The sequence below is a fragment of the Pseudomonas sp. LBUM1660 genome (assembly GCF_059695935.1).
This window is the reverse complement of sequence record NZ_CP166795.1, coordinates 645,319-671,927: the sequence shown is the minus strand read 5'-3', so window position 1 is coordinate 671,927 and position 26,609 is coordinate 645,319. Positions and strand designations below refer to the sequence as shown.

Annotated in this window: 19 protein-coding genes and 1 pseudogene; 9 read left to right on the top strand and 11 right to left on the bottom strand. The window is 59.0% G+C overall.

Annotation, left to right across the window (positions count from 1 at the left end; translation table 11 throughout):
• Nucleotides 1–49: 49 nt before the first annotated feature.
• Nucleotides 50–5,335: an NEL-type E3 ubiquitin ligase domain-containing protein gene (locus tag ACA068_RS03065; RefSeq protein ID WP_497307507.1), complete on the bottom strand. Its 5,286-nt coding sequence runs from the start codon at nt 5,333–5,335 to the stop codon at nt 50–52.
• A gap of 237 nt (nt 5,336–5,572) precedes the next feature.
• Between ACA068_RS03065 and ACA068_RS03060 the strand changes: the two genes are divergently transcribed.
• Complete coding sequence (locus tag ACA068_RS03060) at nt 5,573–6,700, top strand: sensor histidine kinase (protein ID WP_497307505.1); 1,128 nt, start codon at nt 5,573–5,575, stop codon at nt 6,698–6,700.
• Between the two features lie 132 nt (nt 6,701–6,832).
• Here the strand turns inward: ACA068_RS03060 and ACA068_RS03055 are convergent, their stop codons facing one another.
• Both ACA068_RS03055 and ACA068_RS03050 read right to left on the bottom strand, forming a co-directional pair.
• Nucleotides 6,833–7,138 carry a chaperone modulator CbpM gene (locus tag ACA068_RS03055; RefSeq protein WP_497307503.1) on the bottom strand — a complete coding sequence of 102 codons (306 nt, stop codon included), beginning with the start codon at nt 7,136–7,138 and terminating at the stop codon, nt 6,833–6,835.
• 23 nt (nt 7,139–7,161) lie between these two features.
• Nucleotides 7,162–8,109, bottom strand: coding sequence for a DnaJ C-terminal domain-containing protein (locus tag ACA068_RS03050; protein WP_497307501.1), 948 nt, complete (start codon nt 8,107–8,109; stop codon nt 7,162–7,164).
• Nucleotides 8,110–8,405: 296 nt separating this feature from the next.
• On the opposite strand from ACA068_RS03050, the gene ACA068_RS03045 reads away from it, so the two are divergent.
• Entirely contained in the window at nt 8,406–9,680 is a 1,275-nt protein-coding gene (locus tag ACA068_RS03045; RefSeq protein WP_497307499.1) for an Hsp70 family protein, read from the top strand.
• A 143-nt stretch (nt 9,681–9,823) separates the two neighbouring features.
• Here ACA068_RS03045 and ACA068_RS03040 read toward each other — a convergent pair whose 3' ends face one another.
• From ACA068_RS03040 to ACA068_RS03025, 4 genes are all read right to left on the bottom strand, one after another.
• Nucleotides 9,824–10,837, bottom strand: a complete 1,014-nt coding sequence (locus ACA068_RS03040) for an AI-2E family transporter (protein WP_497307497.1) — start codon at nt 10,835–10,837, stop codon at nt 9,824–9,826.
• A gap of 234 nt (nt 10,838–11,071) precedes the next feature.
• Nucleotides 11,072–11,377: a PsiF family protein gene (locus ACA068_RS03035; protein WP_497307495.1), complete on the bottom strand. Its 306-nt coding sequence runs from the start codon at nt 11,375–11,377 to the stop codon at nt 11,072–11,074.
• A 98-nt stretch (nt 11,378–11,475) separates the two neighbouring features.
• Nucleotides 11,476–15,876: a dermonecrotic toxin domain-containing protein gene (locus ACA068_RS03030; RefSeq protein WP_497307493.1), complete on the bottom strand. Its 4,401-nt coding sequence runs from the start codon at nt 15,874–15,876 to the stop codon at nt 11,476–11,478.
• Nucleotides 15,877–16,024: 148 nt separating this feature from the next.
• Entirely contained in the window at nt 16,025–16,807 is a 783-nt protein-coding gene (locus ACA068_RS03025; protein WP_497307491.1) for an AraC family transcriptional regulator, read from the bottom strand.
• Between the two features lie 97 nt (nt 16,808–16,904).
• On the opposite strand from ACA068_RS03025, the gene ACA068_RS03020 reads away from it, so the two are divergent.
• Complete coding sequence (locus ACA068_RS03020) at nt 16,905–17,792, top strand: DMT family transporter (protein WP_497307489.1); 888 nt, start codon at nt 16,905–16,907, stop codon at nt 17,790–17,792.
• A gap of 126 nt (nt 17,793–17,918) precedes the next feature.
• Here ACA068_RS03020 and ACA068_RS03015 read toward each other — a convergent pair whose 3' ends face one another.
• The 3 genes from ACA068_RS03015 to ACA068_RS03005 form a co-directional block, all read right to left on the bottom strand.
• On the bottom strand, nt 17,919–18,809 hold the full coding sequence (locus ACA068_RS03015) for an esterase/lipase family protein (protein WP_497307487.1): 891 nt from the start codon (nt 18,807–18,809) through the stop codon (nt 17,919–17,921).
• 108 nt (nt 18,810–18,917) lie between these two features.
• On the bottom strand, nt 18,918–19,223 hold the full coding sequence (locus ACA068_RS03010; protein ID WP_497297194.1) for a DMT family transporter: 306 nt from the start codon (nt 19,221–19,223) through the stop codon (nt 18,918–18,920).
• Complete coding sequence (locus ACA068_RS03005) at nt 19,223–19,861, bottom strand: FMN-dependent NADH-azoreductase (RefSeq protein WP_497307485.1); 639 nt, start codon at nt 19,859–19,861, stop codon at nt 19,223–19,225. The genes ACA068_RS03010 and ACA068_RS03005 overlap by 1 nt, the downstream gene beginning before the upstream one ends.
• A gap of 117 nt (nt 19,862–19,978) precedes the next feature.
• Here ACA068_RS03005 and ACA068_RS03000 point away from each other — a divergent pair, with 117 nt between their 5' ends.
• On the top strand, nt 19,979–20,881 hold the full coding sequence (locus tag ACA068_RS03000; RefSeq protein ID WP_497307483.1) for a LysR substrate-binding domain-containing protein: 903 nt from the start codon (nt 19,979–19,981) through the stop codon (nt 20,879–20,881).
• 176 nt (nt 20,882–21,057) lie between these two features.
• Nucleotides 21,058–21,208: pseudogene (locus ACA068_RS02995) on the top strand (ferritin-like domain-containing protein); the annotation flags it as partial.
• Nucleotides 21,209–21,310: 102 nt separating this feature from the next.
• Here ACA068_RS02995 and ACA068_RS02990 read toward each other — a convergent pair.
• On the bottom strand, nt 21,311–23,386 hold the full coding sequence (locus ACA068_RS02990; RefSeq protein ID WP_497307481.1) for an AsmA family protein: 2,076 nt from the start codon (nt 23,384–23,386) through the stop codon (nt 21,311–21,313).
• Between the two features lie 386 nt (nt 23,387–23,772).
• On the opposite strand from ACA068_RS02990, the gene ACA068_RS02985 reads away from it, so the two are divergent.
• The 4 genes from ACA068_RS02985 to ACA068_RS02970 all read left to right on the top strand — a co-directional run bounded on the left by ACA068_RS02985 (nt 23,773) and on the right by ACA068_RS02970 (nt 26,591).
• Complete coding sequence (locus ACA068_RS02985) at nt 23,773–24,327, top strand: hypothetical protein (protein WP_497307479.1); 555 nt, start codon at nt 23,773–23,775, stop codon at nt 24,325–24,327.
• 175 nt (nt 24,328–24,502) lie between these two features.
• On the top strand, nt 24,503–25,135 hold the full coding sequence (locus ACA068_RS02980) for a TetR family transcriptional regulator (protein WP_010464134.1): 633 nt from the start codon (nt 24,503–24,505) through the stop codon (nt 25,133–25,135).
• Between the two features lie 284 nt (nt 25,136–25,419).
• Nucleotides 25,420–25,920: an urease accessory protein UreE gene (gene ureE, locus ACA068_RS02975; protein ID WP_497307476.1), complete on the top strand. Its 501-nt coding sequence runs from the start codon at nt 25,420–25,422 to the stop codon at nt 25,918–25,920.
• The gene (locus ACA068_RS02970) at nt 25,917–26,591 is read left to right on the top strand and encodes an urease accessory protein UreF (RefSeq protein WP_497307474.1); all 675 of its coding nucleotides are present in this window, start codon (nt 25,917–25,919) and stop codon (nt 26,589–26,591) included. Before ureE ends, ACA068_RS02970 begins: the two co-directional genes overlap by 4 nt.
• The last annotated feature ends 18 nt before the right edge of the window (nt 26,592–26,609 follow it).

Sequence of the window (26,609 nt, the reverse complement as noted above, 5' to 3'; positions counted from 1 at the left end):
AAATCCCGGGGGGCCTGGCGTACCAGGTCCCCGGAAAAAGCAGCAGCAATCAAACGTCCGGCTGTACGACAAAGGGGAGTTCTACCCTTTGCAGTTTTGCCCGGTCGATCGCCTGTTGGGTGAAGGTTTTGACCAACGCCTTTTGCTCTTCATCGATCGCATTCAACTCAGCGGCGTATTGCGCATCGGTCATGGTGCGTCCCGGTGCAAAGTCGCTTTCCGGTTTTTTCAGTTCAGCACCGAGCACCCTGAGCTCTTCCTTTAGCTGAGCCTTTTGCTCAAGGGAAAGCGTTGTGTCGTTCGCGCGCTTGTCCAACGCCATGTAGAAGTCTGTCGTGGCATCGATCCGGCGCCTGAACACTTTGAAAGCACGTCGGTTGACACCCTCGACATAGGATGACCAGAACGGCTGCTCGACCAGCAAATCACTGAGCAACTCCCCTTCCTCAAGGTCCAGCACACGCAGATAAGCATCATTGATCATCTGCGATGTGACACCCGCGATCCCTCTGAACTGCATGTTGCGAGACTGCCAGGGCAGGTCCAGCCGGTCGGCAAGATCGGTCATGAACGCCAGGTGAACTTCAACCTCATCAATCGTGCCCGTCACCTCCCCCGCGGCGTTGACACGCCTGAACGCCTCGCCCATCGCCTCGCGCTCGGAGATCGTTTTGCGGGCAATCCTGCTCAGTTCATCCAGACGCGACTTGCCTCGCGCCAGCGACACAAGCTCTCCCTCCACCAGCGCGGGATTGGCCAGCTCATAGGCCTCATGAACCAGCACTTCCAGGCCCATGGCATTGAACAGCTGCGCGCCGGCATCGACGCACGCCGTGGGCACCGTGGTCATGGTGAAGAGTTTTTGCCGAAGCTCGGTGTTTTTGAACATCGCCTCGAGCATGCGCCAGACCTTGGCGGTCATATCGACCCGAAACCCGAGGTCGTTCTTGAAATGCGCCGACTCGGTGAGTTTACGTATCTCGTTGAAAAACCCGACCGAGCCGCGGTCATCCTCGACGCTGTTCCAGACCGCTTGTTTCGCTACCCATTCCGGCCGGGGCATGCCCGCCTCCCAGTCGAGACTGTCGCGCACGCCGCGTGGTGGATACGGTCGATCCGGGTCAAGGCCGACGGACTCGATGTAGTCCCTGAGCGTCTGCAGATTGGCCTCCGCCAACCACTGCGGCTCGCGGTTCAGCACCGTGCGAGCCAGCAATTCCGCCTGCACGGAACCCAGGGGTACCGCCGGAATTTGCGTGATTTCGTTGCCCTGCATATCCAGGAAAAAATGCCGGTACCGCGGTTGTGCGAACAGCCCCTGCGGCCAGGTATGAACGCCGGTGTCAGTCAGGATCAGTGTATGCAACATTCTCATGCTGCCGATATCCGGGGCTTGCCCCAACGGATTGCCAAACAGGTCCAGTGCCTCAAGTCGTGTCAGGTTGCGCAGGTCCGCGATGCCTTGGGCATCCAGGACAATACGGTTGCCTCGCATGCTGAGTTCCGTCAGCCCGCGCATGCGGCGGATGGCAAGTGGAACACCGGTGAGCGCATTGCCGTTGACGTTGAGCAAACGCAAACGGGGGAAATGATCGAGGAAGGAACTGTGTGCGTCGGTCAATTCGGTCAGGGTCAGATTGAGGTTTGTGACGTGATCGAAATGGCCTTCCAGGGCGGGCATGGTGCGCAAATGACGCCCAAGTGGAATGTTTTCCAGGTCAAGCACAACGCCCTGCAGATGACCGAATGAATCCACATGGCGCAACCCGGTGTGTTGCCAGCACTCCCTGACCGCTTTGTACAAGGCGTTTCTGGATTGCCATTCGGCGACGCCGGCAGGCGTGAAGCTGTACGCTTCGGTCGGCGATTTCAACCAGCGTTGAAAATTGGCGTTGAGCCGATCGAATTCCGCTTCGAGTGCGCTCGCCCTCTGCTCCGGACTGAGTTCGCTGCCACTCGCCTGCAGATAGGCCAAGGCTTCGTCCTCGGTCCATCCGGGACGCACGACACGCACCCGCTCTTGCGGCGTCATGGGCTCGTTGACTCTGTGCAGCCCATGAGCAACCCCACGCATGCCGCCCCGCAGACGCATCGTGGCGGGGTCATACGCCGGTTTGCGCACAGGGTTCTCCCCGAGAAGCGCGCTCAACGTGTCCCGTGGTAATGGCGCTTTTTGAATGGCGAGCTTGAGCGTGGCGCCTTGATTGACGTGATACCCCAGCGCGTTTCGTTCGGCATCAGGCAGGGCATGCAACACCGAAGCGTAAAGATCATCGGCCCCGTGCAAATGAAGATCATCGGTATTGCGCGCCTGGTACTCGCCGTCCTCGCTGACCAGGATTCTGCGGTGGGTGGCATCCGTCGGGCCGACGCTGTCGCGCAACGGTCCGTCGAATGAAAACGCACGGATTTCAATCCTGACGTTCGCGGGCCAGTCGGGTAGCGCCTGCATCGAATGCAAGGCCAGCCGCTCGGTGTCCACACCGTAGGGCGCATCGAGGAAGAGCCCTTCATAAGCGCGCGCGGTTCGTATCGCCTGCAAGGTGACTCTCACCCGTTCCTTGAGTTGCAAGGGGATGCGCGACGGCTCGGTGATGTTGAGCAGGTCTTGCGGCTCAATGTCGGCGAGCAACTCCCGGGCTACCGCAATGGGGAGCCCATTGAACGCATCCTGAAGCACCCGAACTTGCGGGTTGTCGGTCAGCTGCAAACGGCGATTCAGCGCGTCAAACAGAGGTCCGCGACGACTGCCTGCTCGTCCGGCAAGCAGGTTTTTCAAGGCGTAGATGCGGACTCGCTCGTCTGTTGAAATGCCCTGCCCGAGCATCGCGTGGATGTCGGTCTCGCTCGCAAACTTCACGGCAAGTTCCGGCAGTTTCCCTGTACTGACCTCGGCACGACTGATCTTCAGCGTGTCGGCCGGCAGTGCATCGACGTTGCCAAACTTGATAGAGCGCCCGCTGTGCCCGGGGCCGTCAAACAGCTCGATGCTTTTTTGCTCAGGCCATCTCGGCCATTCAACCAGCAACCGCGGCACCTGCTCGACGAACGCTTGCGGAACCTCGTTGAGCCTTATCTGCCCGGGCAGTTTTTGCACTTCGGCCCAGGCCCGGAAGCGTTCGATCGTGTCGGTCAGCAACGCGGGCGGCGGGTCGCTGACGACATGCAACCGACGCAATTCGTCCTCACCCATACCGCTGACGAGACGAATCTGCTCCAGGGTGTTATCAGAGAAGCCCTCGACCGTCGGGCCCAAGCGCCGCATGAGGGTGGTTTTGTCCCACTCGATGGGGCGGTCGAGTTCGGTCTTCCACGCGCCGCAACCGTTGTGCTCCAGTGTCGGCTGATAAGCCTTTGGCCGGGTCGGATGTTGCAGGCGTGGCTGGCCGGTGCGTGGATCGTTTATGACTTCGAAGTGTTGGTTTTCATGCTTGAGGATGTCCTTTTCGCTGTGCCGGTACAGCCCCTGCTCGTTTGGCTTTGCCTCTGCGGGCAACACCATGTCATGGGCGTAGGGCGAAAGGTCCGGGTTCCAGAGGCGCGTCTTGCCGTCAGCCAGCTCAACCTTTTTCAACCGGTCGATAAACGCCGAGGGTTTGACGGCCGCCGCCGCGCCGGACGGCAAGACATGCCCGGCGCCCATAATGGCCAACTGTGCGAAATTGATCATGACGCTGGTGAGATGGGACGCCGCTTCTTCCTTGTCCCCTTTGCTCCAGTCCTCGATGCCTTCCAGGGTTTCCAAAACCATCTGCCCGGCCATGACGGCCAGCATCGCTTCGCCCAGACCGGGAACCAACATGGCGCCGAAGTTGAACACGTTCCAGCCGATGTTCAGATAGCTGTTCAACCGGTTCCAGCGGGTGGTGGCATCTTCGTCGCCGGTCGGCACGGCAATCTGCCGCGCATCTGCAATCGCCTTCTCCCTGCGCCACAGACTTGTTTGCGCCCAGAGATCCCCTGAAATGAGATGGGTGACAGGCTCTGCATTGGCGTTTTCAACTGCGGTTTCCCGCCACCACGGCCCCATGTCCAGCGGCTCGCGTTGTTTCCAGGTGAATGTCGAGAGGCGCTCGCGAACCCGGGCAAAAAACTTGCCCTGGTCTTTTTGCGCGACAAAACGGCTGAAAAACTGTTGATAACCTGGCGAGCGCAACTGGCTCGTCAGTTCCTTCATGAAATCAGTGAAGGACTCATATTCTTTGAAGGGGTGGTCGGGATCATCGGGAACATACGCAATCAGCGTCCCCTCCAGACGACTTTGTTGATAAGCATCATCCCGTTGCAACATGGCCTCAACGAGACCAGCGGGGCCATTGGCGAAAAACGCCTGGAGCAGCTTGAACTGTTCAAACTCCTGCCCCGGGAGCAGTGCCAGGCGTCGCGACCATTCCAGCATCGTTCGTTGATGCTGTGGAATCAGCGCGTCGTAAACCCGTTTGATTTTTGAAGGGTCCGCCACCGCACTGAACAACACAATGCCAGACAGTCTGAACCCCATGATTGAAAGCCGATGGCTTTGCAGGGGCCGACGCATTATCAGAATGCCTTGTTCGTTGTCACGGATCTGCCGGAGCTTCCCGTAGCCATAGAACGTGATGTCTTTCTTCAGATACGCGATCAGCGCCGATTCGTGAAACGCGGCTTTTTCACTGGCCGTGCATTGCCGCACGACAGTCGCTCTGGCCGTGACCGCCTCGGGCATCAGCAATGCTTTGATGTGACGTTGGTATCGCGCACCGATATCGAGCGTCCGGCACAGGGCGGCAAATCTTTCGACCGTGAGCGTATGTCGCGAAAGTTCGTTTTCGTCGTCCCGGGTGAAGATGCCCGAGCCATCGCGAAACGCGCCCGCCTGCGTTTCGGGGGCTTCGAAATTGTGTAAGGCCGCTTCCAGCAATGACGATTGCCTGAGCCGACTGGCATGGGTATCGATGCCAATGGCCAGATTGGCTGGGACGTACAGCCGAATCAGCGTCGCGTTGACGTCCAGTTCCAGATTCAAATGCTCTTTCAATGCCTGGACCAGCAAGGGCTCGGCGAAGGCAAGAATGTCCTGCTGCACATTCTTCAGCGTCTCGTCCAATGGCCCCTGCAGGCGCCAGCGCTCGTCGATCAACTCCTTGAGGTACTGGCGATCCATGGCCCTTGAATTCAAATACCATTCTGGAAATTCCGGTTTCGAATGGGCAAGGGCAACCAGGCGCGAAGCGGGTGCGTCTTTGACCGGCGAGGGCAGTTTGCCCAGCAGATAATCACGATAAACATTGCGCTCTGCGTCTCTTGCCTGCCCGGCAATGACGGGTCGATCCAGAGTGTCCGAACGTTCGCTCATTTCGCAAATCCTTATGCGATGAATTGAACCATCAGAGTATTGAGTGGCGACGAAAACAAAAGATCAAAAAGCAGCGCCGAAATCACGAATACATCAACGTCGCATCTGATTTAAGAATCTAAAAAACAAGTAATTACCACCCGAACCCCGCCCAAAGGAGCGCCCCCGCGTAACGGTAGTTTTTAGCGGGCGGCAAAGGGGCTAAGATGCGCCAGACTTCCCATCAGGAAACCGGACATGCGCCTACCCGACTTCATCAGGCAACACGTAGACCGTATCGTCGATGAATGGGAGCAGTTCGCCAGCACCATTACCCCGGCGGCCGAGCACATGGACAGGCTCGCTTTGCGCGATCACGCCAAGGCCATTTTGCTGGCCGCCGCGCGTGACATGACCACCGCGCAAACCTCCAGCGAACAGATGGCCAAGGCCAAGGGCGAAGGCCCGGAAAAAACCCCGAGCCTGGACGAGGCCGGCGCCAGTCATGGCGAACTGCGGCATACCGTGGGGTTTGATCTGGTGCAGATGACATCGGAGTTCCGTCATTTGCGTGCGTGCGTCATCCGTTTGTGGGTCGACAGCCTGGCGTCACCGGACCTGGACTATTTCCAGGACATGATCCGCTTCAACGAGGCCGTTGACGAAGCACTCGCCGAATCCACCGCTGCCTACGCCGAGCAGGTCAATCATTCGCGGGATATCTTTCTGGCGATCCTGGGGCATGACCTGCGGGCACCGTTGCAAGCGGTGAGCATGTCTGCCGAATTGCTGCTGCGCAAAGCAACACTTGAAGGCGATACCCTGGCCTGCGCGGTCAACATCAAGCATAGCGCGCGGCACATGGCGGCGATGGTCAGTGATTTGCTGGAACTGGTGCGCAGTCGCCTGGGTAAGAGCCTGCCGATCGAACCGGCACCCATGGACTTGGCCGATGCCGTACATGCGGCGATTGCCGTAGCCTGCGCCGGTAACCCCGAGTGCGATCCGACGGTCCACGTAAAGGGTGACACCCAAGGTGCCTGGGATGCCGGACGGGTGGCTCAACTGTTGCAGAACCTGATCGGCAACGCGTTGCAGCATGGTTTGAACAAGCGGGACACGACGCTGACCCTGACAGGCGAGCCAGACACGGTTCGCCTCACGGTGCACAACTACGGCGCTCCGATACCCGAGGATGCGATCGGCACGATTTTCGATCCGCTGGTGCGCAGCGCGGACGAGCAACTCGGCCACCCCTCCACCAGCCTTGGCCTGGGCTTGTTTATCGTCAAGGAAGTGGTCGATGCGCACGGGGGAACGATCGAGGTCAGTTCCAGTGAGGCGCAGGGGACGATGTTTACCGTGGTGTTGCCGCGCAAGGTTTAACACCGACGGACCGCGTCATCGTTCTTCGCGAGCAAGCCCGCTCCCACACTGGATCTGTGTACACCGCACTCATGTGGGAGCGGGCTTGCTCGCGAAGGGGCCCTGTCAAACGACACGAAACCGTCAGAATGCTTACTCGACGACCAACCGCCCCAACCGCTGCTTGAGCATGCGATTCTCGGCCCGCAACTGCTGGACCTCTTCAAGCAGGTCCAGCGCCAGGGCGACGCCTTCCCACTCCAGTTCCAGATCGCGCCGCAGCTTGGCGGCGCGCTTGGCCAGTGCCAGCTCATAATCGTTGAAGAGCCAATCCTTGGGCTGCTTGCCCTGAGGTTCGAGGATGCCGTGTTCGACGATTTCGATCACGTAGACGTCCGACAGGTCGGTCGCCTCACAGAATTCTGCCATGTCCAGTTGAACGATCAGGGGGTTGCTCATGATGGGCTACTCCGTCTCTTGGATCAGAAATTTTCTCTCGGGTCGAAAGCGGCTTTTTTCGCCAGTTCCTGCCACAGCGCCTTGACCTCATCGCTCGAGGTCTTGGGCATGACCGCCTTCAATTGCACGAACAGGTAGCCACGCTCGCCCGCCTTGTTCAGCAGACCGTGCCCCTTGGCACGCATGCGCTGGCCATTCTGACTGCCGGCCGGCACCTTCAGGTTGATCTTGCCTGTGAGTGTAGGCACGGCCACTTCGGCACCCAACGCCAACTCCCAGGGAGCCAGCGGCAAGGTAATGATCAGGTTCTCGCCTTCGACGTCGAATTTCGGGTGCGGCGCAAAGCGAATGATCAGGAACAAGTCGCCATTGGCGCCGCCACCGACACCCGGTGCACCCTGTCCCTTGAGGCGGATGCGCTCGCCGTCGGTCACGCCGGCCGGGATTTTCACGTTCAGGCTTTTGCTGGTGTTGCTGACGTGCTGGCCGGCAGCGTTGTATTGCGGCACCTGGAAGGTGACCTTCTTCGACTCGTTCGAAAGGGTTTCTTCCAGGAAAATCCCAAGTTCCATTTCCACGTCTTGCCCCCGACGTCCCGCACTGCGACGCGACTCTCCACCACCAAAACCAGGACCACGGTTGCCGAAGATCGAACTGAAGAAGTCCGAAAAATCGCCCGTGTCCTGACCACCACCAAAACCACCGCCGCCACGACCCTGCCAACCCGGCGGCCCCTGGAACGGTTGGCCGTGCTGGCCGTATTTGCGCAAGTCGTCGTATTCGGCGCGCTTGTCGGCACTTTTCAGCGCTTCATAGGCTTCCGAGGCGTCCTTGAACTTGGCCTCGGCGTCCTTTTCCTTGCTGACATCGGGGTGGTATTTGCGCGCCAGTTTCCGATAAGCCGCCTTGATGGTCTTATCGTCCGCGGTCGGTTCCACACCGAGAATCTTGTAATAGTCTTTGAAGTCCATCGAGGGAATCACCATCCGTTATCGATATCGCGCCGTCACCGGCAGTCTGCGCGTATTTCCAGGCGCCGGGTTGACCGATCTCAAGTTTGTGACCGGGTAGCGCGTCAGAAGTTTATCGGCAGCGGTGGGCGGTTCTTGCGACCGTCCGATGGCTGCCAGGCTCAATGCAGACAAGTTTGGGGCATCCGGCCATCTTATCAAGGCGCCATTGGTGGATTTAGCGGATAGTCGGCCTTCGAATCTGCGCCGCACTGACATACACTGCGCGGCCGTTTTTTAACCGGAACCTGAAAGTCATGAAAAACGCATCTCCAGCCCGTGCCTGTGGTATCGACTTCGGCACGTCCAACTCCACCGTCGGCTGGCTACGCCCCGGCATGGAAACGCTGATCGCGCTGGAGGACGACAAGATCACCCTGCCCTCGGTGGTGTTCTTCAACATGGAAGAACGCCGCCCGGTGTACGGCCGGCTGGCGCTGCACGAATACCTGGAAGGCTACGAAGGCCGGCTGATGCGCTCACTCAAGAGCCTGCTGGGTTCCAAGCTGATCAAGCACGACACCAGCGTCCTCGGCACGGCGATGCCGTTCAAGGACCTGCTCGGGCTGTTCATCGGCCAGTTGAAGAAGCGTGCCGAAGCCGCCGCTGGTCGCGAATTCGAAGAAGTGGTGCTGGGTCGTCCGGTGTTCTTCGTCGACGACGATGAGCTGGCCGACCAGGAAGCCGAAAACACCTTGGTGGATGTGGCTCGCGCCATTGGCTTCAAGGACGTGTCGTTCCAGTACGAGCCGATTGCCGCGGCGTTCGACTACGAGTCGACCATCGAAAAAGAAGAGTTGGTGCTGATTGTCGACATCGGCGGTGGTACCTCCGACTTCTCGCTGGTGCGCCTGTCCCCTGAGCGCCGCATGCACGACAACCGCCATGACGACATCCTCGCCACCGGCGGCGTGCACATCGGCGGGACCGATTTCGACAAGCAGTTGAGCCTGCAAGGCCTGATGCCGCTGTTCGGCTACGGCAGCCGCATGAAGAGCGGCGCCTACATGCCGACCAGCCACCACATGAACCTGGCAACCTGGCACACCATCAACTCGGTGTACTCGCAGAAGTCGACCCTGGCCCTGGGCAGCATGCGCTACGACATCGAAGACACCGGCGGCATTGATCGCCTGTTCAAGCTGATCGACCAGCGCGCCGGCCACTGGCTGGCCATGGAAGTGGAAGAAACCAAGATCCAGCTGACCCACGCCGACAGCCGCCACGTGCCGCTCGACCGCATCGAGCCGGGGTTGAGCGTGGAGCTGAGCCGCGCGCTGTTCGAGTCGGCCATCGACAACCTGCTGGAGCGCGTGCGCAACAGCGTGACCCAACTGCTGAACGACGCCAACGTGCGCGTCGATCAGGTCGACACGGTGTTCTTCACGGGCGGTTCGAGCGGAATTCCGGCGCTGCGCAACAGCGTGTCGGCGATGTTGCCGAATGCACAGCATGTGGAAGGGAACATCTTCGGCAGCATCGGCAGCGGGTTGGCGATCGAGGCGATGAAGCGCTACGGCAACATGGACTGATCCAAAACCCTGTGGCGAGGGGGCTGGGTGGCGAGGGGATTTATCCCCGTTGGGCTGCGAAGCAGCCCACTTATAGCTAAATGCGGGGACTGCTGCGCAGTCCAACGGGGATAAATCCCCTCGCCACAGAGATCAACCGCGGATCAAACCATTCCCACCTGCTTCAACTCGCTCTTGAGGTACGCGTAATAAATCGGCCCCGCCACCACCCCCGGCAGGCCGAACGCGGCCTCGAACACCAGCATCGCCAGCAGCAACTCCCACGACTTGGCACTGATCTGCCCGCCGACAATGCGCGCGTTGAGGAAGTACTCGAGCTTGTGGATAAAAATCAGATAGCCCAGCGCCGCCATGGCGACCCAGATCGACAGCGACAAGCCGACGATGGTGATCAGCGTGTTCGACATCAGGTTACCGATCACCGGCAGCAGGCCGAGCAGGAAGGTCAGCACGATCAGGGTTTTGGTCAGCGGCAGCGTGATGCCGAACATCGGCAGGATCACCGCCAGGAAGATCCCGGTGAAGAAGGTGTTGAGCAGGGAAATCTTGATCTGTGCGAACACGATGTTGCGAAACGCCTGGACCAGCAGGTGCAAGCGGTCGAACAACGCGGCAGCGAGAGGCTTGCGCTTGGTCAAGTCCGGTATGCGCTGCAAGGCGATGATCGCCCCGAGCACCATGCCGATCAGCAGCGTCACAAACATGTGCGCCGCGTCCTTGCCGACCAGTTGCAAGTCGCTCAGGTGTTTGCTCATCCACTCGCCGATGGCCACGCGGAATTCGGCGGCACTGGCGGGCAGATAGGCGTCGATAAACGGCGGCAATTGTCCGCGCGCGCGGTCAACCACGTGCATGAATTTGTCGAGGGACGCGCCGGGGTTTTCCGCCTCGTGCAGCAAAAAGCTGATGGCGCCGGCGAAGATCAGGGTCAACACGCTGACCACCAAAGTCCCCAGCAACGCCACCGCCAGCCAGCGCGCGCGCCGACCTTCGATCAGCCGCTGCAATTGTGGGGTGAGCATGTTGACCAGTTCGAACACCAGCAACCCGGCCAGCAGGCTGGGCAGCAGTCGCAGTGGGATCACCAGCAGCAAACCACCAAAGATGATGACCCAACTGATCAGCAGCAAAACGTGGCGTTGAGAAAACGTTGGCATACAGCCTCAAAACGAACGACGTAAAAGGATTGGCAGTCTGCCAGCGTTCGCAGGCCAGCACTAGGGATTGTGTAGGTCGACCTTAGTGGGGCATTGGCGATTTTTTGCAGCGCCCATGCCGGCCTCTTCGCGAGCAGGCTCGCTCCCACAGTTGTCTTGCGCACACAGATCCATTGTGGGAGCGAGCCTGCTCGCGATGGGGCCATTACAGCCACCGCACATCTCCCGCTCCAGTTATTTTTTCTTCAGGCAATCACTCATGAACGCTTTGCGCTCGTCACCCTTAAACGCTTTGGTCGCAGCATCGGCGTTGCAGGTTTTCATTTTCTCTTGCTGAGGGGTCAGGGTCTTGGCGTCATTGGCGGCCGGCGCCGCCTTGAGGCAGGTGCTCATGAAGGCTTTGCGCTCGTCGCCCTTGAGGCTTTTCGCGGTGGCGTCAGCGTTGCAGGTGGTCATCTTGTTCTGTTGCGCAGTGGCGGCGAACCCCTGGGCACTAAGCAGCAAACCGATCATCAACAAAGGGACACGCAACATCTTCATGGAGTTTTCTCCTTGTTGCCGCACCGAGGGGTGCGGCCTCATTCTGGAGTGTAGACAACCCCTGTTACACCTTCATCCACCGACGCAACAGATGGCCCTCAATCGACCTCCGATTCCAGAAGATCCTTAAAGGCTTCCCGGTATCGCTGATAGGCCTCAATCCGGTTATCAATAACCGATGCGGGCATCCGCTCGAACAAGACCGGCGTGCCCCCCTCGACCGCATAAGTCTGTCCAAGCTCACGTAACGACGTCCATTGGGCATATGCCGCATCCTCCTCATAGAGCTTGTTGATTTTTATCTGCCGGAACGTGTTCGCCTCGGAAACCGCAGGCAATGCCGCAGCCCCGGGTGGTGTTTCATTGATAAAGTCGTACTCGGCCAAGGCCGGCCCGGGGGCTAGTGTGGTCACCGGCGGCATTTCAAAGTTGAAGTGTGCATTGCTGGCCACGTGCGCCGCGGGAAATTCCGGCCAGGAGTCAGCGACGACCAGTGCATCGAGATTGCTCAGATCATCCCCAATCACTACATATTGATGGTCAAAAAGGGTGGCCCTGACAATGTGAACACTGGACGTCCGGGGCTGGCTCGCCAGAATCGATAACGTGACCTTCGAGTTCTCCGAGCAATTGCCCCCCTTGATTTCAATGGCTTTGCGAGCAGCTTCGGCGGTGGTCAGTTTGGCGGAGAATCCGCCCTCCTCAAGGTCCATCCCTCGCAGGCCTTTGATTTTGGCAATGGCCGAACCGCCGTTTTGCCAAATGCTCGGCAACTGATTACCGGACAACGGCAGGAGCTCCTTGGATCGATAGATCGCTTCCTGCGCCATTTTCAAGTTGGCCATGGTTTGAGCCGATACCTGAATCGGCTCCCCGGACGTGGTTACGTCTGCGGACAGCAACTCTCCATATTCACTTAAATCCCTCAGCTCCGGACTTGGCGTTACACCGTTCTCCCGGACTGAACGTAACAGCGCCTGGTAGGCATTGGTCCGCCCGGTCTGTTCCAGATTGCGCGCATTCAAACCCAGGTTTCGCTCCAACTCCGTAAGCGGCACCAAGCCCTCGTCGGTAAACAGGCGCCCGGTCAATGCGCTGAACTGCCCTGGCAGCATCAGCTTCTGAAGATCGGGCAACGCCTCGATACTTTGGACGATGTCCAGGCCTGGCCCGGCCTCGCCGGTCGCATTGGCGGCGTTCAGGGCCTCGAACAGATCGAAGAGGTAATCCTGTGGAAAGCTGTCGTGAATCAGTTTCAGGCCACGCAGATAATCGAATTGCTTGAACGCTGAAACAGAAGGATGGAACGCTACCGTGACCAGATCGCTGTATTGGCCGCCGATGTCTTCCAGAGCTGTACGTTCGCCGCCAGCACCCAGCGCGCCGCCACGCAGGCGCATCCATTGAGGATCGTAAGTGAGAGGCTCAAGCACCGGCAGACCGTCCAGCACCTTCAGCAACTGATAGGGCTTCAACGCGTTGTCCCGCAAGGCCAGCTTCAGTTTTAGTCCTTGGCCGATATGGATGTTCAGCGCGATACGCTCGGCATCCGGTAACGCCTGCAAAATCGAGGAAAACAAATCCATGCCCGAATGCAGGGCGTTACCGTCTCCGTCATAAGCGATGAACGTCGAGTCGTGAAGCTCGACGAGCGTGCGGCGAATCCCAGCGTCGTCCTTGCCGATACTGTCGAGCAGGTGGCCGTCGTACTCGAACCGTCTGACTTCAATGCGCACATCGGAATTCCAGCCGCGAAGATGCTCAAGGGAGTGCAGCGCCAGTCTGTCCAGGTCAGCACTCTCGACCGAGTCCAGGTAAAAACCTTCATAAGCACGACTCATGCGCACATCTCGAAGCGCCCAACGCGCAAGGTTTTCCAGCCTTGCGGGCAACTGCCCACGCTCAATCGCCTGGACTTCGGAGGGCCTGGCGATGGACAGCAACTCGCGGGCGACAGTGCCGGGAAGGCCCGGCACTTTGGCCTGGATGGTTTTTGCGCTGTTACTCGTGGCAGCTTCGATACGACGATAACGTGCGTCGAATAGCGACGTGCGCTTGCTCTTGGCCCGTTTCGCCAACTCGGCCCGCAGATTTTTGACGTTCATTTCCTGCGTGCTGGGCGCAATACGAAACTCGACGTTCAACAAGGTGTTCAGCTGTGCGTCATCCAGGTGCGATAACAGCCTCTTGACCAGATCAACATCAGACAGACGATTGCTGTTTATCCGGACACGCGGCCCATCCACGCGACCAATGACCCGAAGCACTTCGCCACGTGCGTCTACCAGTTCAATCGCATTGCCCGGCCACAGACCATCGAGCAGTTGAAATTGCATCTTGGGATCGGCGCTTGAGTAATCTTGCGCACGTTCGCTACCCATCTGCTCGATGAAGGTCTGAATGTCGCGATCGATGCGGAACCGGGTTACGGTATCGCTGAGTAAAGGCGACGGCCGCTGATTGTCGGCATACATTCGGCGGATCGCGCTGGCGTCGGTCTGGCTGACCGCGCGGATGTCGCCGTAGGATTCAGCCAACTCACCCATGTCTGGCCCGAGTCGCGCCATCAAAGTCGAGTCATCCCAGGTGTGGGGCTGCTCGCCTTCAATCACGAAGGCACCTTCGCCGTTGCTGTCCACCACGGGTTGATAGGCATCGGATCGAGTCGGATGTTTAACCCTGTGCTGGCCGGTCTGTGGATCTTTCGTCAGTTCGAAGTGCCGGGTGTCCAGCTTGAGAATCGGCTTGCCCTCATGCCGGTGCAGCCAGGTTTCATCAGGCTTTGAATCCGCAGCCAGGGTCAGGTTTTGTTTTTGATAGGGTTCCAGGTCCCGGCTCCACAGTCGTTTGGCGCCGTTGGCAAGCGTGACCGGTGTTGTCGACTCGATGAACGATGACAACCTGGGCAGTACAACCTCCCTGCCGATTTTCATGCCGCCGGCGAAGGCCACCAACTGGATCACGCTTTCGACAAACCCGATGATGTGCTCGGCCCCCTCCAGATAGAGACCTTCAGCCAGATCCACAACGCCTTCGACGACCTCGCTGACCAACTGATAAACCATGTAACCCATCATTATCTCGCCCACAAAGGGTATGAAAGGCCCCACCACCATCAACGCGGCATTGAAGATATCGGAAAGCATTTTTTCCAGATTATCGAACCACGCCCAGCGCTCCATGCGATCAGCGTCTTGCGTCGAGATGACCATTTCCCGGGCATCGTTCAGGATTTTGTTTTGCTGTTGCTGATAGAGATAGAGCCAAGGGTCGCCCGTAAAAAAGGTATGGGTGTCGTTCTCGAACCGAACGTGGTCAAAGTGCAGGCGCGGATTCTCGATGGGCGTTTCGCGCCATACCGGCTGATCGACGCCCGGGACCTTTTCATTCAGGGTGATTTCTACCAGCGCGGCGTTGAGCGCTGCGAAGAAGCGCCCCCTTTGTTGATGGTCGACAAAACGGCTGAAGAACTGCTGATAGCTGTTTGTGGAATTCTTTGGGGAGTCACGCAATTGACGAGTGAGCTCACGGGCGAACTCGGCCTTCGAGGCGTACTCTTTCAGTGGATGTTGCGGATCGTGCGGCACATAGGCAATGACTCGCCGGGCGGCGCCGTCGTGGATATGCAGATCAGGGGCGATCAGTACGATGCCTCTCAACTGAACATCGAGCATTTTCAGCTGATAGTAATGAACGGGAAGGCCATCCATCTTCCACTCTTTAATATCCTTGAGCAGGCTTTGTACAGCCAGGTAGCCACTTCCCGAGATATCATTTTTAAGGCTGGCCAGATACAGGGCTGCTTTTAACGCAGCCTTTTGGCTTTTAGTAATTTTTTGCTGCACCACAGCGCGCGCCAGTCCATCGACCGGGCGCACATAGTTTTCAAGATAGATTTTATATTGAGCACCGATATCCAGACTGCGGCACAGCGTCTTGAATTGGTCGACACTCATTTTGTTGCGGACACCGGTTATGTCGAACCGATTCGACTTGTCCGGTCGGGTAATAAACTGCGAATCAGAGGTTAATACTTCTTTATCCGAAAAATTATGCAATGCCGCATCCAACAGCGAAACAATGCGCGATTCCACGCCGTTATTGAAATTGTTGGCCCAGGGGGATAAATGAGGTGGAGAAAACAACTGCAAAAAAGTTTCCTTTACATCGACGTCAACACCGTATTGATCTTTCAACGCCTGACGAAGCAGCGGTTCAGCAAAGGCGTAGACATCTTGCGCCTCGCTCAGCATCTGGTCGACGTCGTTTTGTGCGCGCCAGCCTTCCTCCGAGGCACGCTGCAGGGCTGCGCGCTGCATCGGTGAAGCGCAGATGATCCATTCTGGAACAGGGGCAATCGCGCTTTTTAACGCGCTGATCCTGTGGGGTGAAGTCTGGCGTATCCATTCGGGGATAGCTTTTTTTATAAGTTCGTGGTGAATGCTTTTTTGTTGTGTCGCGGCTGTTGATGTTTCATCGATTCGGGTTGAAGTGGCCACATTGATACTCTGCATAAGTAAGCTGAACAGGAACGGCTTATGCAACTAGCGTACAACGTTAATCACTCGATCAAATGAAGTGCGATTCCGATTAGCCTGTAAGAAACTTCACCACTTAAAACCTCTAATACAAACTTACTTCTTTAACTCAGATAATTCGTTGCCGCCGATATTGCTCTGGTGTACACCCGGCCTGACGTTGAAACATCGCAATAAATGCCGATCCCGTGCTGTAACCCATGTCAAAGGCAATGTTCTGAACACTGCGTTGACTGTCCAGCGCTTCGATCGCCGCGAGAAAACGCAAGCGTTGCCGCCACTCGCCGAAACTCATGCCCAGTTCACGGACAAACTGCCGCGCCAAGGTGCGTTCGCTGACATGGATCTGCGCGGCCCAATGCGCCAATGGCCGATTGTCCCCGGGCTCGGCTTGCAGGGCTTCAAGTATTACGAGCAATCCTGAACGGCTGGCGTAAGGCAAATAACACTCTTGGATGGGCGCCTGTTGCAACTGGTCCACCAACACCTGCGCCAGACGTTTGTCCGCGTCGTGTTCGGGAATTTTCACGTCGCGGACGGCGAAGTCCTTGAGGATCGCCTTGAGAATGTCGCTGATCGCCAGCGTGCATGCTTGCTGCGGCAACGCGCGGCACAACGCCGGCGCCAGGCAGACAGCACGGTAGTTGATCGGTTGATTGCTATAAAAACTGTGCTCGGTCTCAGGCGGCACCCATACGGCGTATTGCGGCGGCGACATGAAGCGGCGGCTGCCGATTTCCATGTGCAAGACTCCGTTGGCCGAATACTCGAGGGTGCCCCACGGGTGACGGTGGGCCGAGGCATATTCGTGGGTGTCGAAGTCGGCATAACGGAAATAGACAGGGGACGGCAATTCTGCGAAGTCGAGCAGATCGATGTGTTTACTGGTCATGCTGTCCGTCATCAGGGGCAGGTTGTCTGGATTGAAGTATAGGCTTGTATCCAGACAGGCGGATAATCGCTCCTCACTAACGTTGATGGTTTTTCTGATGCAATACGCTTATCCCCTGCTGGCCATTTTCATTTGGGCCGGCAACACCGTGATCAACAAACTGGCGGTCGGCGCGATCTTCCCTGCGGAAATCGGCTTCTACCGCTGGCTGCTGGCCGGGATTCTGTTCACGCCGTTCATGCTCAAACCGGTGATTGCGCATTGGCCAAAAATTCGCCCGAACCTGGGCAAGATTTTCATCCTGGGCGTGCTCGGCATGGCCGTCTATCAGAGCCTGGCGTACTTCGCCGCAACGCTGACTACAGCCACCAACATGGGGATCATCTTGTCGCTGATGCCCTTGATGTCGCTGGCCATGGCAATCGTCAGCCTGGGCCAACGCCTGACGGCGGGCGCATTGGCCGGCGCGGTGCTGTCGTTCGCCGGGGTATTGGTGGTGGTGTCGTCCGGCAGCCTTGGCGCGCTGCTGGAACATGGCGTGAACCTGGGGGATGCGATGATGCTGATCGCCACGCTGGCCTATGCGATTTACAGCACGCTGCTGAAAAAATGGCAGCTGCGCTTACCGCCGCTGGTGTTGTTGTATTTGCAGGTGCTGGTGGCGGTGGTGGTGCTGTTTCCGCTGTTTGTCGCTTCACCGAAGGTCGGACCGACCTTGCAGAATATTCCGCTGGTGCTTTATGCCTGTTTGCTGGCTTCGATGCTGGCGCCGCTGGCGTGGATGCAGGCCGTGGTGCGTCTGGGCCCGAGCCGGACCACGCTGTTTTTCAATTTGCTGCCGTTGATTACGGCGTTGATTGCGGCGGTGGTGCTGAATGAACAGTTGGCGATGTATCACCTGGTGGGTGGGGTGTTGACGCTGGGCGGGGTGGTGCTTTCGGAGCGGTGGACTACCGTGCTCGGCCGTAAGGTTAGTGTTGCCTGAGCCGACGCTTTCGCGGGCAAGCCTCGCTCCCACAGGTTTTGTGTCGTGCCCGAAATCGGCGAACCACACAAAACCTGTGGGAGCGTGGCTTGCCCGCGAAGAACGATAACGCGGTCTAACTGACGTTTACACGCCGGCCGCTTTCAACCGCGCCGCATGCTCGACAAATAACCGCACCGGATCCGCCCCCTTCCCCACCAGCCCCAGCGACTGATTAACGATGTCGAAGTGATCCATCGGATATTCATCGCCAATCACCGTCCCCAGGTGCGAGCTGTAACGCCCGACCATTCCGTCGCAGTGCCCGGTTTCGCGCACAAAGGTTCTGGCAAACAACCGGCAACTGCGGTTGGTGCCGTCGAACAGGTTACCGCCGCGATCCGTCTTGCCTGGTTGCAGCGTCCCGGACCACGAGTAATAGCGCACGCCGTTGACCTCTTCCGGCCCGTGTCCGCCCCAGGTTTCAGGCAGGCCCTGTGGATAAAGCTGGTTGAACGCTGCCACACCTGTACTGGTCAGGGACTCATGGGAAGCGTGGATATCCACGGGCAATTTTGGTCCGCGATACCCGGTCTCCAACAGGCTCATCAATGCGCCGATCAGCCGCAGCAGTGCGGCGAGAAGCCGACCTTTGGCGCTGTCCGCCGGGTAATGTTTTTCCAGATAATCCGCCAGCTCCGAGCCATGGTTGGGGCCTGCGACCGACGTGACAGACGCCACGCGATCAGGGCGTTTGGCGGCCGCGTAACGGGCTGTGAGCGAGCCTTGGCTATGACCGATCAAGTTGACTTTGTCAGCCCCGGTTTCCCGCAGAATCTCCTCGATTCGCGCCAACAACTGCTCGCCGCGCACCTCGCTGGAATTGAGCGGCGAGACCTGCACCGCAAACACCGTCGCCCCTCCCCGGCGCAACGCCGAAATGATCCCGTACCAGTACGGATACAGCACCAGACGGATAAACCCGAGCATTCCCGGGACCAGCACCAACGGATAACGCGTGGCAGAACCTTGCGACATGGGCGGACATCCTTGTGATCGGTGAGATGAAGCAAGGCGCGATGCAAGACATTAGCCAAGCATCGTCACCCAAGATGACAACTCGACGACCAGTCTATGACATCCACCCTACTTCAGCCCCACCACGCCCACCACGATCAGCCCCACCGACACCAGTTTGATCGCCGTCAGGCTTTCGCCCAGCAGCGCAAAGCCGAGAAACACCGTGCCCAGTGAACCGATGGCGGTCCAGATCGGGTAGGCGATGCTCACCGGCAACTCGCGCATGGCCAGGGTCAGGAAGTAAATCCCGCCGACGGCGGCCACCCCCGTGATCAGCGATGGCCAGAGCCGGGTAAAGCCTTCGGCGTACTTCATGCCCATGGCGAAGGTGACTTCGAACCCGGCGGCGATCAGCAGAAACAGCCAGGCCATCAGAACTCTCGGGCCAGCGCCAGCAAACGCTGCTCGGCCTCGGCCAGCGAAATCGCGAACGTGCGCTCGGCCGACTCTTCGCCTTCGGCAGCCACCACGGTGATGTCGGTGATGCCGATGAACCCCAGCGCGGTGCGCAGCAACGGATCGGCATGGTTCATCGCCTCCAGTTCGCCGCCAGGCCCGAAACCGAAGCCGCCGCGGCTGGTGACGATCAGCGCTTTTTTGCCGTGCACCAGCGGCTCGTACTGCGCCACGCCATTGTCCAGGGTGTGATTGAACGTCAGCCCGAGCCGCACAATCTGATCGATCCACGCCTTGAGGCCGCTGGGTACGCTGAAGTTGTACATCGGCGTGGATATCACCAGCAAATCGTGACCGAGCAACTCGCCGACCAATTCATCGCTGAACGCCAGATCGGCCTGCATCGACAGGGGGCGTGCATGGGGCTCGGGGTAAAACGCCGCAGCCACAAAGGCTTCGTTGGCCGGAGGTATCAATGCCCGACCGATTTCCCGGCGAGTCAGCTGCGACTGAGGATGTCGCGCCTGCCAGGCGCAGAGAAACACTTCCGCCAGACGCCGGGAGTGGGACCGCTCGCCACGGGGGCTGGCATGGATCGCAAGAATCTTACTCATCTGAATCTCCTTAAGGGCTAAACTGCCTGTGGCTTGCAGATTGAAGCTCACAGCCGCCCCTCTTCAACTGAGTAGAAATCAGTCAGGATGAATTAATTTCATCCATGGAGTATTTGAATGTTTGCCTCGCTGCCGCTGACCGCCCTGCGCGCCTTTGAATCCGCCTCGCGCCTGCTGAGTTTCAAGGCTGCCGCCGAAGAACTCTCGGTGACGCCGACGGCGGTGTCCCATCAGATCCGCTCGCTGGAGAGTTGGCTCGGTGTGCCGCTGTTCGAGCGGCTGCCACGGCAGGTGCGCCTCACCGATGGCGGCGAACGGTTGTTCCGCAGCCTGCACGGCGCGCTGCTGGACGTGGCGCAAAGCGTCGATACCCTGCGCCCGCAACGTAGCGGCGCGAGCCTGACGATCTCCACCACGGCCGCCTTCGCGGCGCTGTGGCTGGTGCCGCGGCTGGGTCGGTTCTACGCTCGCCATCCGAATATCAACCTGCGCCTGGACACCCACTGCGAAGTCATCGATCTGCATCAGGACGCCAGCGTCGACCTGGTGGTGCGCTACAGTCTTGATGACTACCCGAACCTGTATGGGCTGTGCCTGTTCGACGAATCGTTCGGCGTCTATGGCTCGCCCGAGCAGGTGGCCCTGGCGGCTGATCGGGCACCCACGCTGATTAGCGTGCGCTGGCACAACTCCAAACTCTACGCCCACGGCTGGGCGGCCTGGTGCGCTCAGTCCGGAGAGACCTGGCTGACAGGGCAACCGGCGGTCCGTGAATACGACGAAGAGCATTACGCCCTGCAAGCGGCGATCGCCGGGCAAGGCCTGGTGTTGGCAAGCAATATTCTGGTGTCGGAAAGCGTGGCCAATGGTTTGCTGGTGGCTTACCGGGACGAGGTTCAGGTCAACGGCGCCGGCTACAGTGCGCTTTGCGTGCCGGGACGTGAACGACATCCACCCGTGCGGGCGTTTTTTGCATGGTTGCGCGAGGAGGCGTTGCTGTCCGGGCATGCGCTGGCTTGATCGTCTCGGGGCAAATCACATAAAACTTTTCGCCGCGCCCATCACTCACACCTCAAGTCGCGATCACTTCCCTAGAAGGTGACGCAAACCGGATTAGCCTCCAGGAGAACGAGATGAGTGACATACATTTGTCCGATGTAACCACCCTTCGCGAACGGGCCCGCAAGAACGTCGAGAACGCCGAACGGATTGCCATCGACAGCTACCGCGAGATCATTCAGTACATCGGCGAAAAAGACCCGACGACCCCGGCGCATCTTTGAAGACATCCTGGCGCAGGAAGAAAAGCATGCGCATGACATGGCTGACATTCTGAAAGATCTTTAGCGCCTTTCAGATCGCCTTCGCGGGCAAGCCTCGCTCCTACGGGTTCAGTATTCCCCTGTGGGAGCGAGGCTTGCCCGCGAAGGCGCCCACACTGACACCCCATTATTTTTTGGGCTTGACGGTCACCGGTGCCTTCCCCGCCTTCATCTGTTCCAGCAACGGCGCACACTGGTTCGGCTCACCCCCGCTCGGTGCCACCAACGCCAGCAGCCCCGCCGCCGGCGCTGCAATCACGCCCAACGCAACCATTCCCGCGCCTCGCAAAATCAGCGGCACCGCCTTCACACCCGCATCCGGCTTGATGAACTTGCCCCGCACATACAGCGGCGAGCGCAACGAAATCAACCGCCAGCCTTTGGATTCCGGGGTAATGGTCAGGTCCAACTGCTCCGTCGCCATGTTCGCGGTGCCGTCGATATAGATGATCGCGTTCTCGGTGTCGAAGACGAACAGTCGGGTAGTGGCCAAACCGGTCTTAATGTCGAAGTCGGCCGCCGCGCAATTGATCTTCACTTCCTTGTCGCCAAAGATCTTGCCCACCACGTAGTTGCCGACGTTGAGCCCGGCCAGTTCCATCAACTCGCGGCTGATGGCGCCGTCGTTAATCAGCATTTTCAAGTTGCCATTGGCGCTGCCCAACAGCTTGGCCACCGAGTTGCCACGGCCGGTGATGTCGGCATCGCCGTTGAGCTCGCCGAAACTGGTTTTCATCGGTTCAAAGGTCGGGAACAACTGCTTGAGCTGGAACTTGCGCGCAGTGAGCCTGGCCCGACCTTCCAACGGTTCGGTGCGGCCATTGAGGCGAATCTGCGCATCCAGAGTGCCGCCCGCCACGCCGAAACGCAGGGGTTCAAGACTCAGGACGCCGTCTGTCAGTACCAGATGCGTGTAGAGGTCATTGAACGGCAGTTTTTCGCTGTGGACGATGCGCTTGCCGGTGAATTCGACATCGGCGTCCATGTCGCGCCAGCGCTCGGTCTTGAACTCCTCGACCGGCAACACCTTGTCCGTCGGCTGTTTGCTTTCGCCGCCACGGGCCTTTTGCTTGGCGTTGGAATCGGCGCCGATCAGCGGGGCCAGGTCGGCGAACAGCAGTTGATTGGAGATCAATGAACCGCTGAGTTTCGGCCGCGGTTGGCTGGCGACATAGGCCAGGCTGCCGTGGATGTCGCTCTCGCCGATCTTGCCGTTGAACGCTTCATAGCGGAACACCGCGCCACCCGGCTCATGCAGTTTGGCGATCAAATGCCCGTCTGTCTCGTAGGGCGGCGTATCCGGCAGCGTCACACCGGTCAGCGGGTAGAGATTGCCCAGGCTGGCGCCAGCCAGCTTCAAGCGCAGGTCCAGGGCGCCGAGGTTCATCGGATCGGTCAACGTGCCGGCCAGTTCGACGCGGGTATCGGCGATCTTCACTTGCGCCTGGAGCGGGAACGGCCTGGCCGCGTCCTGCAACGCCAGCAACCCGCCGATCTTGCCTTCGCCTGCGAGTTTCTGGTCGTGGTATTGGCCTTTGACCTTCAGCGCGAACGCGTAATCCTGGGGAGCCGCGCCTTTCTCCTGCGCGGTTTTCGCAGCTTTTTCGCCGACGATATCGCTGAACGGAATGGGTTTGCCCAGCGGATCAATCAGCACATCGAGCTGAGTCTTGAGGTTCTGGTCGTCGAGGGTGACGTGGCCCTTGTCAAAGCCGATGGCACCGATGTCCACCACCCAGCTTGAAGGTTCGGCATTCGGGTCTTTGGGGTCGAACTGGAACGTCCAGTTGGCGCGACCATCGGCCAGACGTTGAAGGTCCGCATTCGGCTCAGTCAGGTCAATACGAGGGATCACCACCCGTTGCGCCAGCAGTGCCAGGGGAGAAATGCGCAGTTCGACGCGTTTAAGGGTGACCATCTGTGGTTTTTTCGACCAGTCCGGGTTGCCCAGGCTCAGGTCTTCTGCCACCACGTGCGGCCACGGCACCCAGGCCCGCCAACCGCCCTCGTCGGGCTCGCGCTGCCAGACCACCGCGAGGTTGCCATTGATGGCGAACGGACGATGCAGCTCTTCAGAAACTTTGGCGTTAAGGGGCGGTTTGATCCGGTTCCAATCGAAGAACACGATGATCAGAACCAATACCGCCAGCAAGACAATTAGGCTGGCGAAGGTCCAGGTAACAATTTTACGAGTGCGCGTCATTGCACAGGGCTCCTGATACGACTGAGCGCCCTGATTGCGACGCACGTGTGAAACGTTAGGCCAGAACCGGCCTGCCATGGAATCTACGACTGAAAAACGGCCCGCAGGTTTAAACCAAACGCCGATTAATCCTCAAATAATCGACTGGGGAGAGACTGCCCCCGAATCCGGCGTTACCGCCCCCGCACTTTTGTGCGGCACGAGTGGGTCGAAAATACCCACCCCAGTGCAAAAACGATCGCCGGAGACGCCCGTTCTAGAGCGCTTCGGCAGAACAATCAATTCCGTTGATTATTACCATTGCGTTTATGAACTTTTATATCGACTTATCGAGAGTAGCATTGCCCTCGTACCCACTTTATCGCCCTCCCAAGGAGCAACCCATCATGAAACGCCAATTACTGCTTAGCCTTACCCTCTCAATGCTGGCCAGCACCGCTTTCGCTCTACCCGCTGCTGATCAGGCCACTCCGCAAGTCAAAGACAGCCACTCGGTGTTCAGCCAAACCGTTGCTGCCGATGGTTCGGACCGCACTCCACAAGGCCAGACCCTTGCCGAAGGCGGTAATGATCGCCTGAAAGAAAAAGGCCTGATCACCCAGGATGGCTCGGATCGTACTCCACAAGGTCAAACCCTGGCTGCTGACGGTTCCGATCGCACCCCACAAGGTCAAACCCTGGCTGCTGACGGCTCCGATCGCACTCCACAAGGCCAGACCCTGGCTGCTGACGGTTCCGATCGCACTCCACAAGGTCAAACCCTGGCTGCTGACGGTTCCGATCGCACTCCACAAGGTCAAACCCTGGCTGCTGACGGTTCCGATCGCACTCCACAAGGTCAAACCCTGGCTGCTGACGGTTCCGATCGCACCCCACAGGGTCAAACCCTCGCTGAAGGTGGTGGTGACCGTGTAATCGAACGCAACAGCGCTGTGAGCTGAGCCCATGGTGGCCCTGAAAAAAAGCCCAATCCCCGGATTGGGCTTTTGACTTTATAGGGTTTGGCCTTGTTGGAAGTTGCATCTCCCCCGCTTGATCCCCCGATAGTCGTTCGACGCCAGCGAAGCCGATTTGCTAGAGTGCGCCGCTGTCCCTGTCCAGAAAAACACCCTTGCGATGCTGCCCCGCGCCGAACAGAAACAACAAACCCGCAACGCCCTGATGGACGCTGCCCGTCACCTGATGGAATGTGGCCGAGGATTCGGCAGCCTGAGCCTGCGCGAAGTCGCGAAAACCGCCGGGATCGTGCCCACCGGTTTCTACCGGCATTTCGCCGATATGGATGAACTGGGCCTGGTGCTGGTGAGCGAAGTCGGCCAGACCTTTCGCGAAACCATTCGCCTGGTACGCCATAACGAGTTTGTCATGGGCGGCATCATTGACGCTTCGGTTCGCATATTCCTCGACGTGGTCTCGGCCAATCGCTCGCAGTTCCTGTTTCTGGCCCGTGAGCAGTACGGCGGATCGCTACCCGTGCGCCAGGCCATTGGCCGTCTGCGTGAAGACATCAGCTCGGACTTGGCAGCCGACCTGTCCTTGATGCCGAAATTGCAGCATCTGGACATCGCCGGCCTGAGCGTCATGGCGGACCTGATCGTCAAAAGCGTGTTCGCGACCCTTCCGGACATCATCGATCCACCGGCCGAGGCGCTACCCGAGCACCTCACGCCACAGGCAAAAATCACTCAGCAACTGCGCTTCATCTTCATTGGCCTCAAGCATTGGCAAGGCCTGGGCAGCACCGAATAACCCCTGCAGGAATGAGCCTGCTCGCGATAGCGGAATGTCAGCCACATCAATGTTGATTGTGCCGACGCTTTCGCGGGCAAGTCGAATCGTCGCACCGCCGCTCCCACAAAAAACAGTCAAAAGCATCAATTTGGTGCCGCCGAACAATCCTCGCACCATTGCAGTTCAAAATCCTGCAGCATCCTGAAACACCCACTCAGCTCCGACAGGCATTTCCTACGTATCGCCCGATTGGCAAGCCCCTTGCTCTAGCCTGAACATTGTCCATTGCTGGAAGCCTCCCGATGCTGGTGATTCATCGCAGAATCGACCCTCAACCCGTCTGGGCCTCCGAGCTGCACCTGATCTTCGAAGCCCGGAGCAAAAGCCGTTTGCGCTGTTTCAGTGCCGAAGGCGAAGACGTCGGGTTGTTTTTGGAGCGCGGTCAGCCGCCACTGTATGACGGCGAGTGCCTGCAAGCCGAAGACGGGCGCATCGTCCGCGTCTGCGCCCGGCCCGAACAATTGCTGCACGTCACTTGCGCCAACGCGTTCGAACTGACTCGCGCGGCCTATCACCTGGGCAACCGCCACGTCCCGCTGCAAGTCGGCGACGGCTGGTTGCGCCTGCTCGACGATTACGTGCTCAAGGCGATGCTCGAACAGTTGGAGGCCAAGGTCGACAACATCGAGGCACCGTTCCAGCCGGAACACGGCGCCTATGGCGGCGGCCATCACCATTCCCGCCACGGCGACGAGGACTTCAACTACCCGCCGAAACTGCACCAGTTCGGCGTCCGGTTATGAACCCTGCCTGGGCGCTGCTGCGCCTGGCCAGCCCACAACTGCCGATTGGCGGTTACAGCTATTCGCAAGGCCTGGAAATGGCGGTGGATAACGGCCGGGTGAAGGATGCAGACAGCGCGCGATGCTGGATCAGCGATCAATTACTGCTGAACCTGGCACGCTTCGAAGCGCCGCTGCTGCTCGCCCACTGCTCCGCTGCCGCCGAAGAAAACTGGGCAGCATTGCTGCAACGCTGCGAGGAACATCGCGCCAGCCGGGAAACCCGCGAGCTGCATCAGGAGAGCCGGCAGATGGGCTATTCGCTACAGCAACTGCTCAACGGCTTGCCGGAACTCGATGCGCCGGCCCGCGCCTTTCTGCAACAGCGCCCCGAACCGCACTTGGCCCTCTGCTGGGCGCTGGCGGCTCGCGCCTGGCAGATCAGCCCGCAAGATGCGCTGGCCGCGTGGCTCTGGAGTTGGCTGGAAAATCAATTGGCGGTGCTGATGAAAACTTTGCCGCTGGGCCAGCAAGCCGCGCAACGCCTGACCAGCGAACTGCTGCCGCTGCTGCAACAAGCGCAGCAGGACGCCACCCGAATCAACCCCGAGCACTATGGCAGCGCCGCGTTCGGCCTGTCCCTGGCGTGCATGGCCCATGAACGTCAGTACAGCCGTCTGTTCCGTTCCTAGGGCCTTTAAATTTGGAGA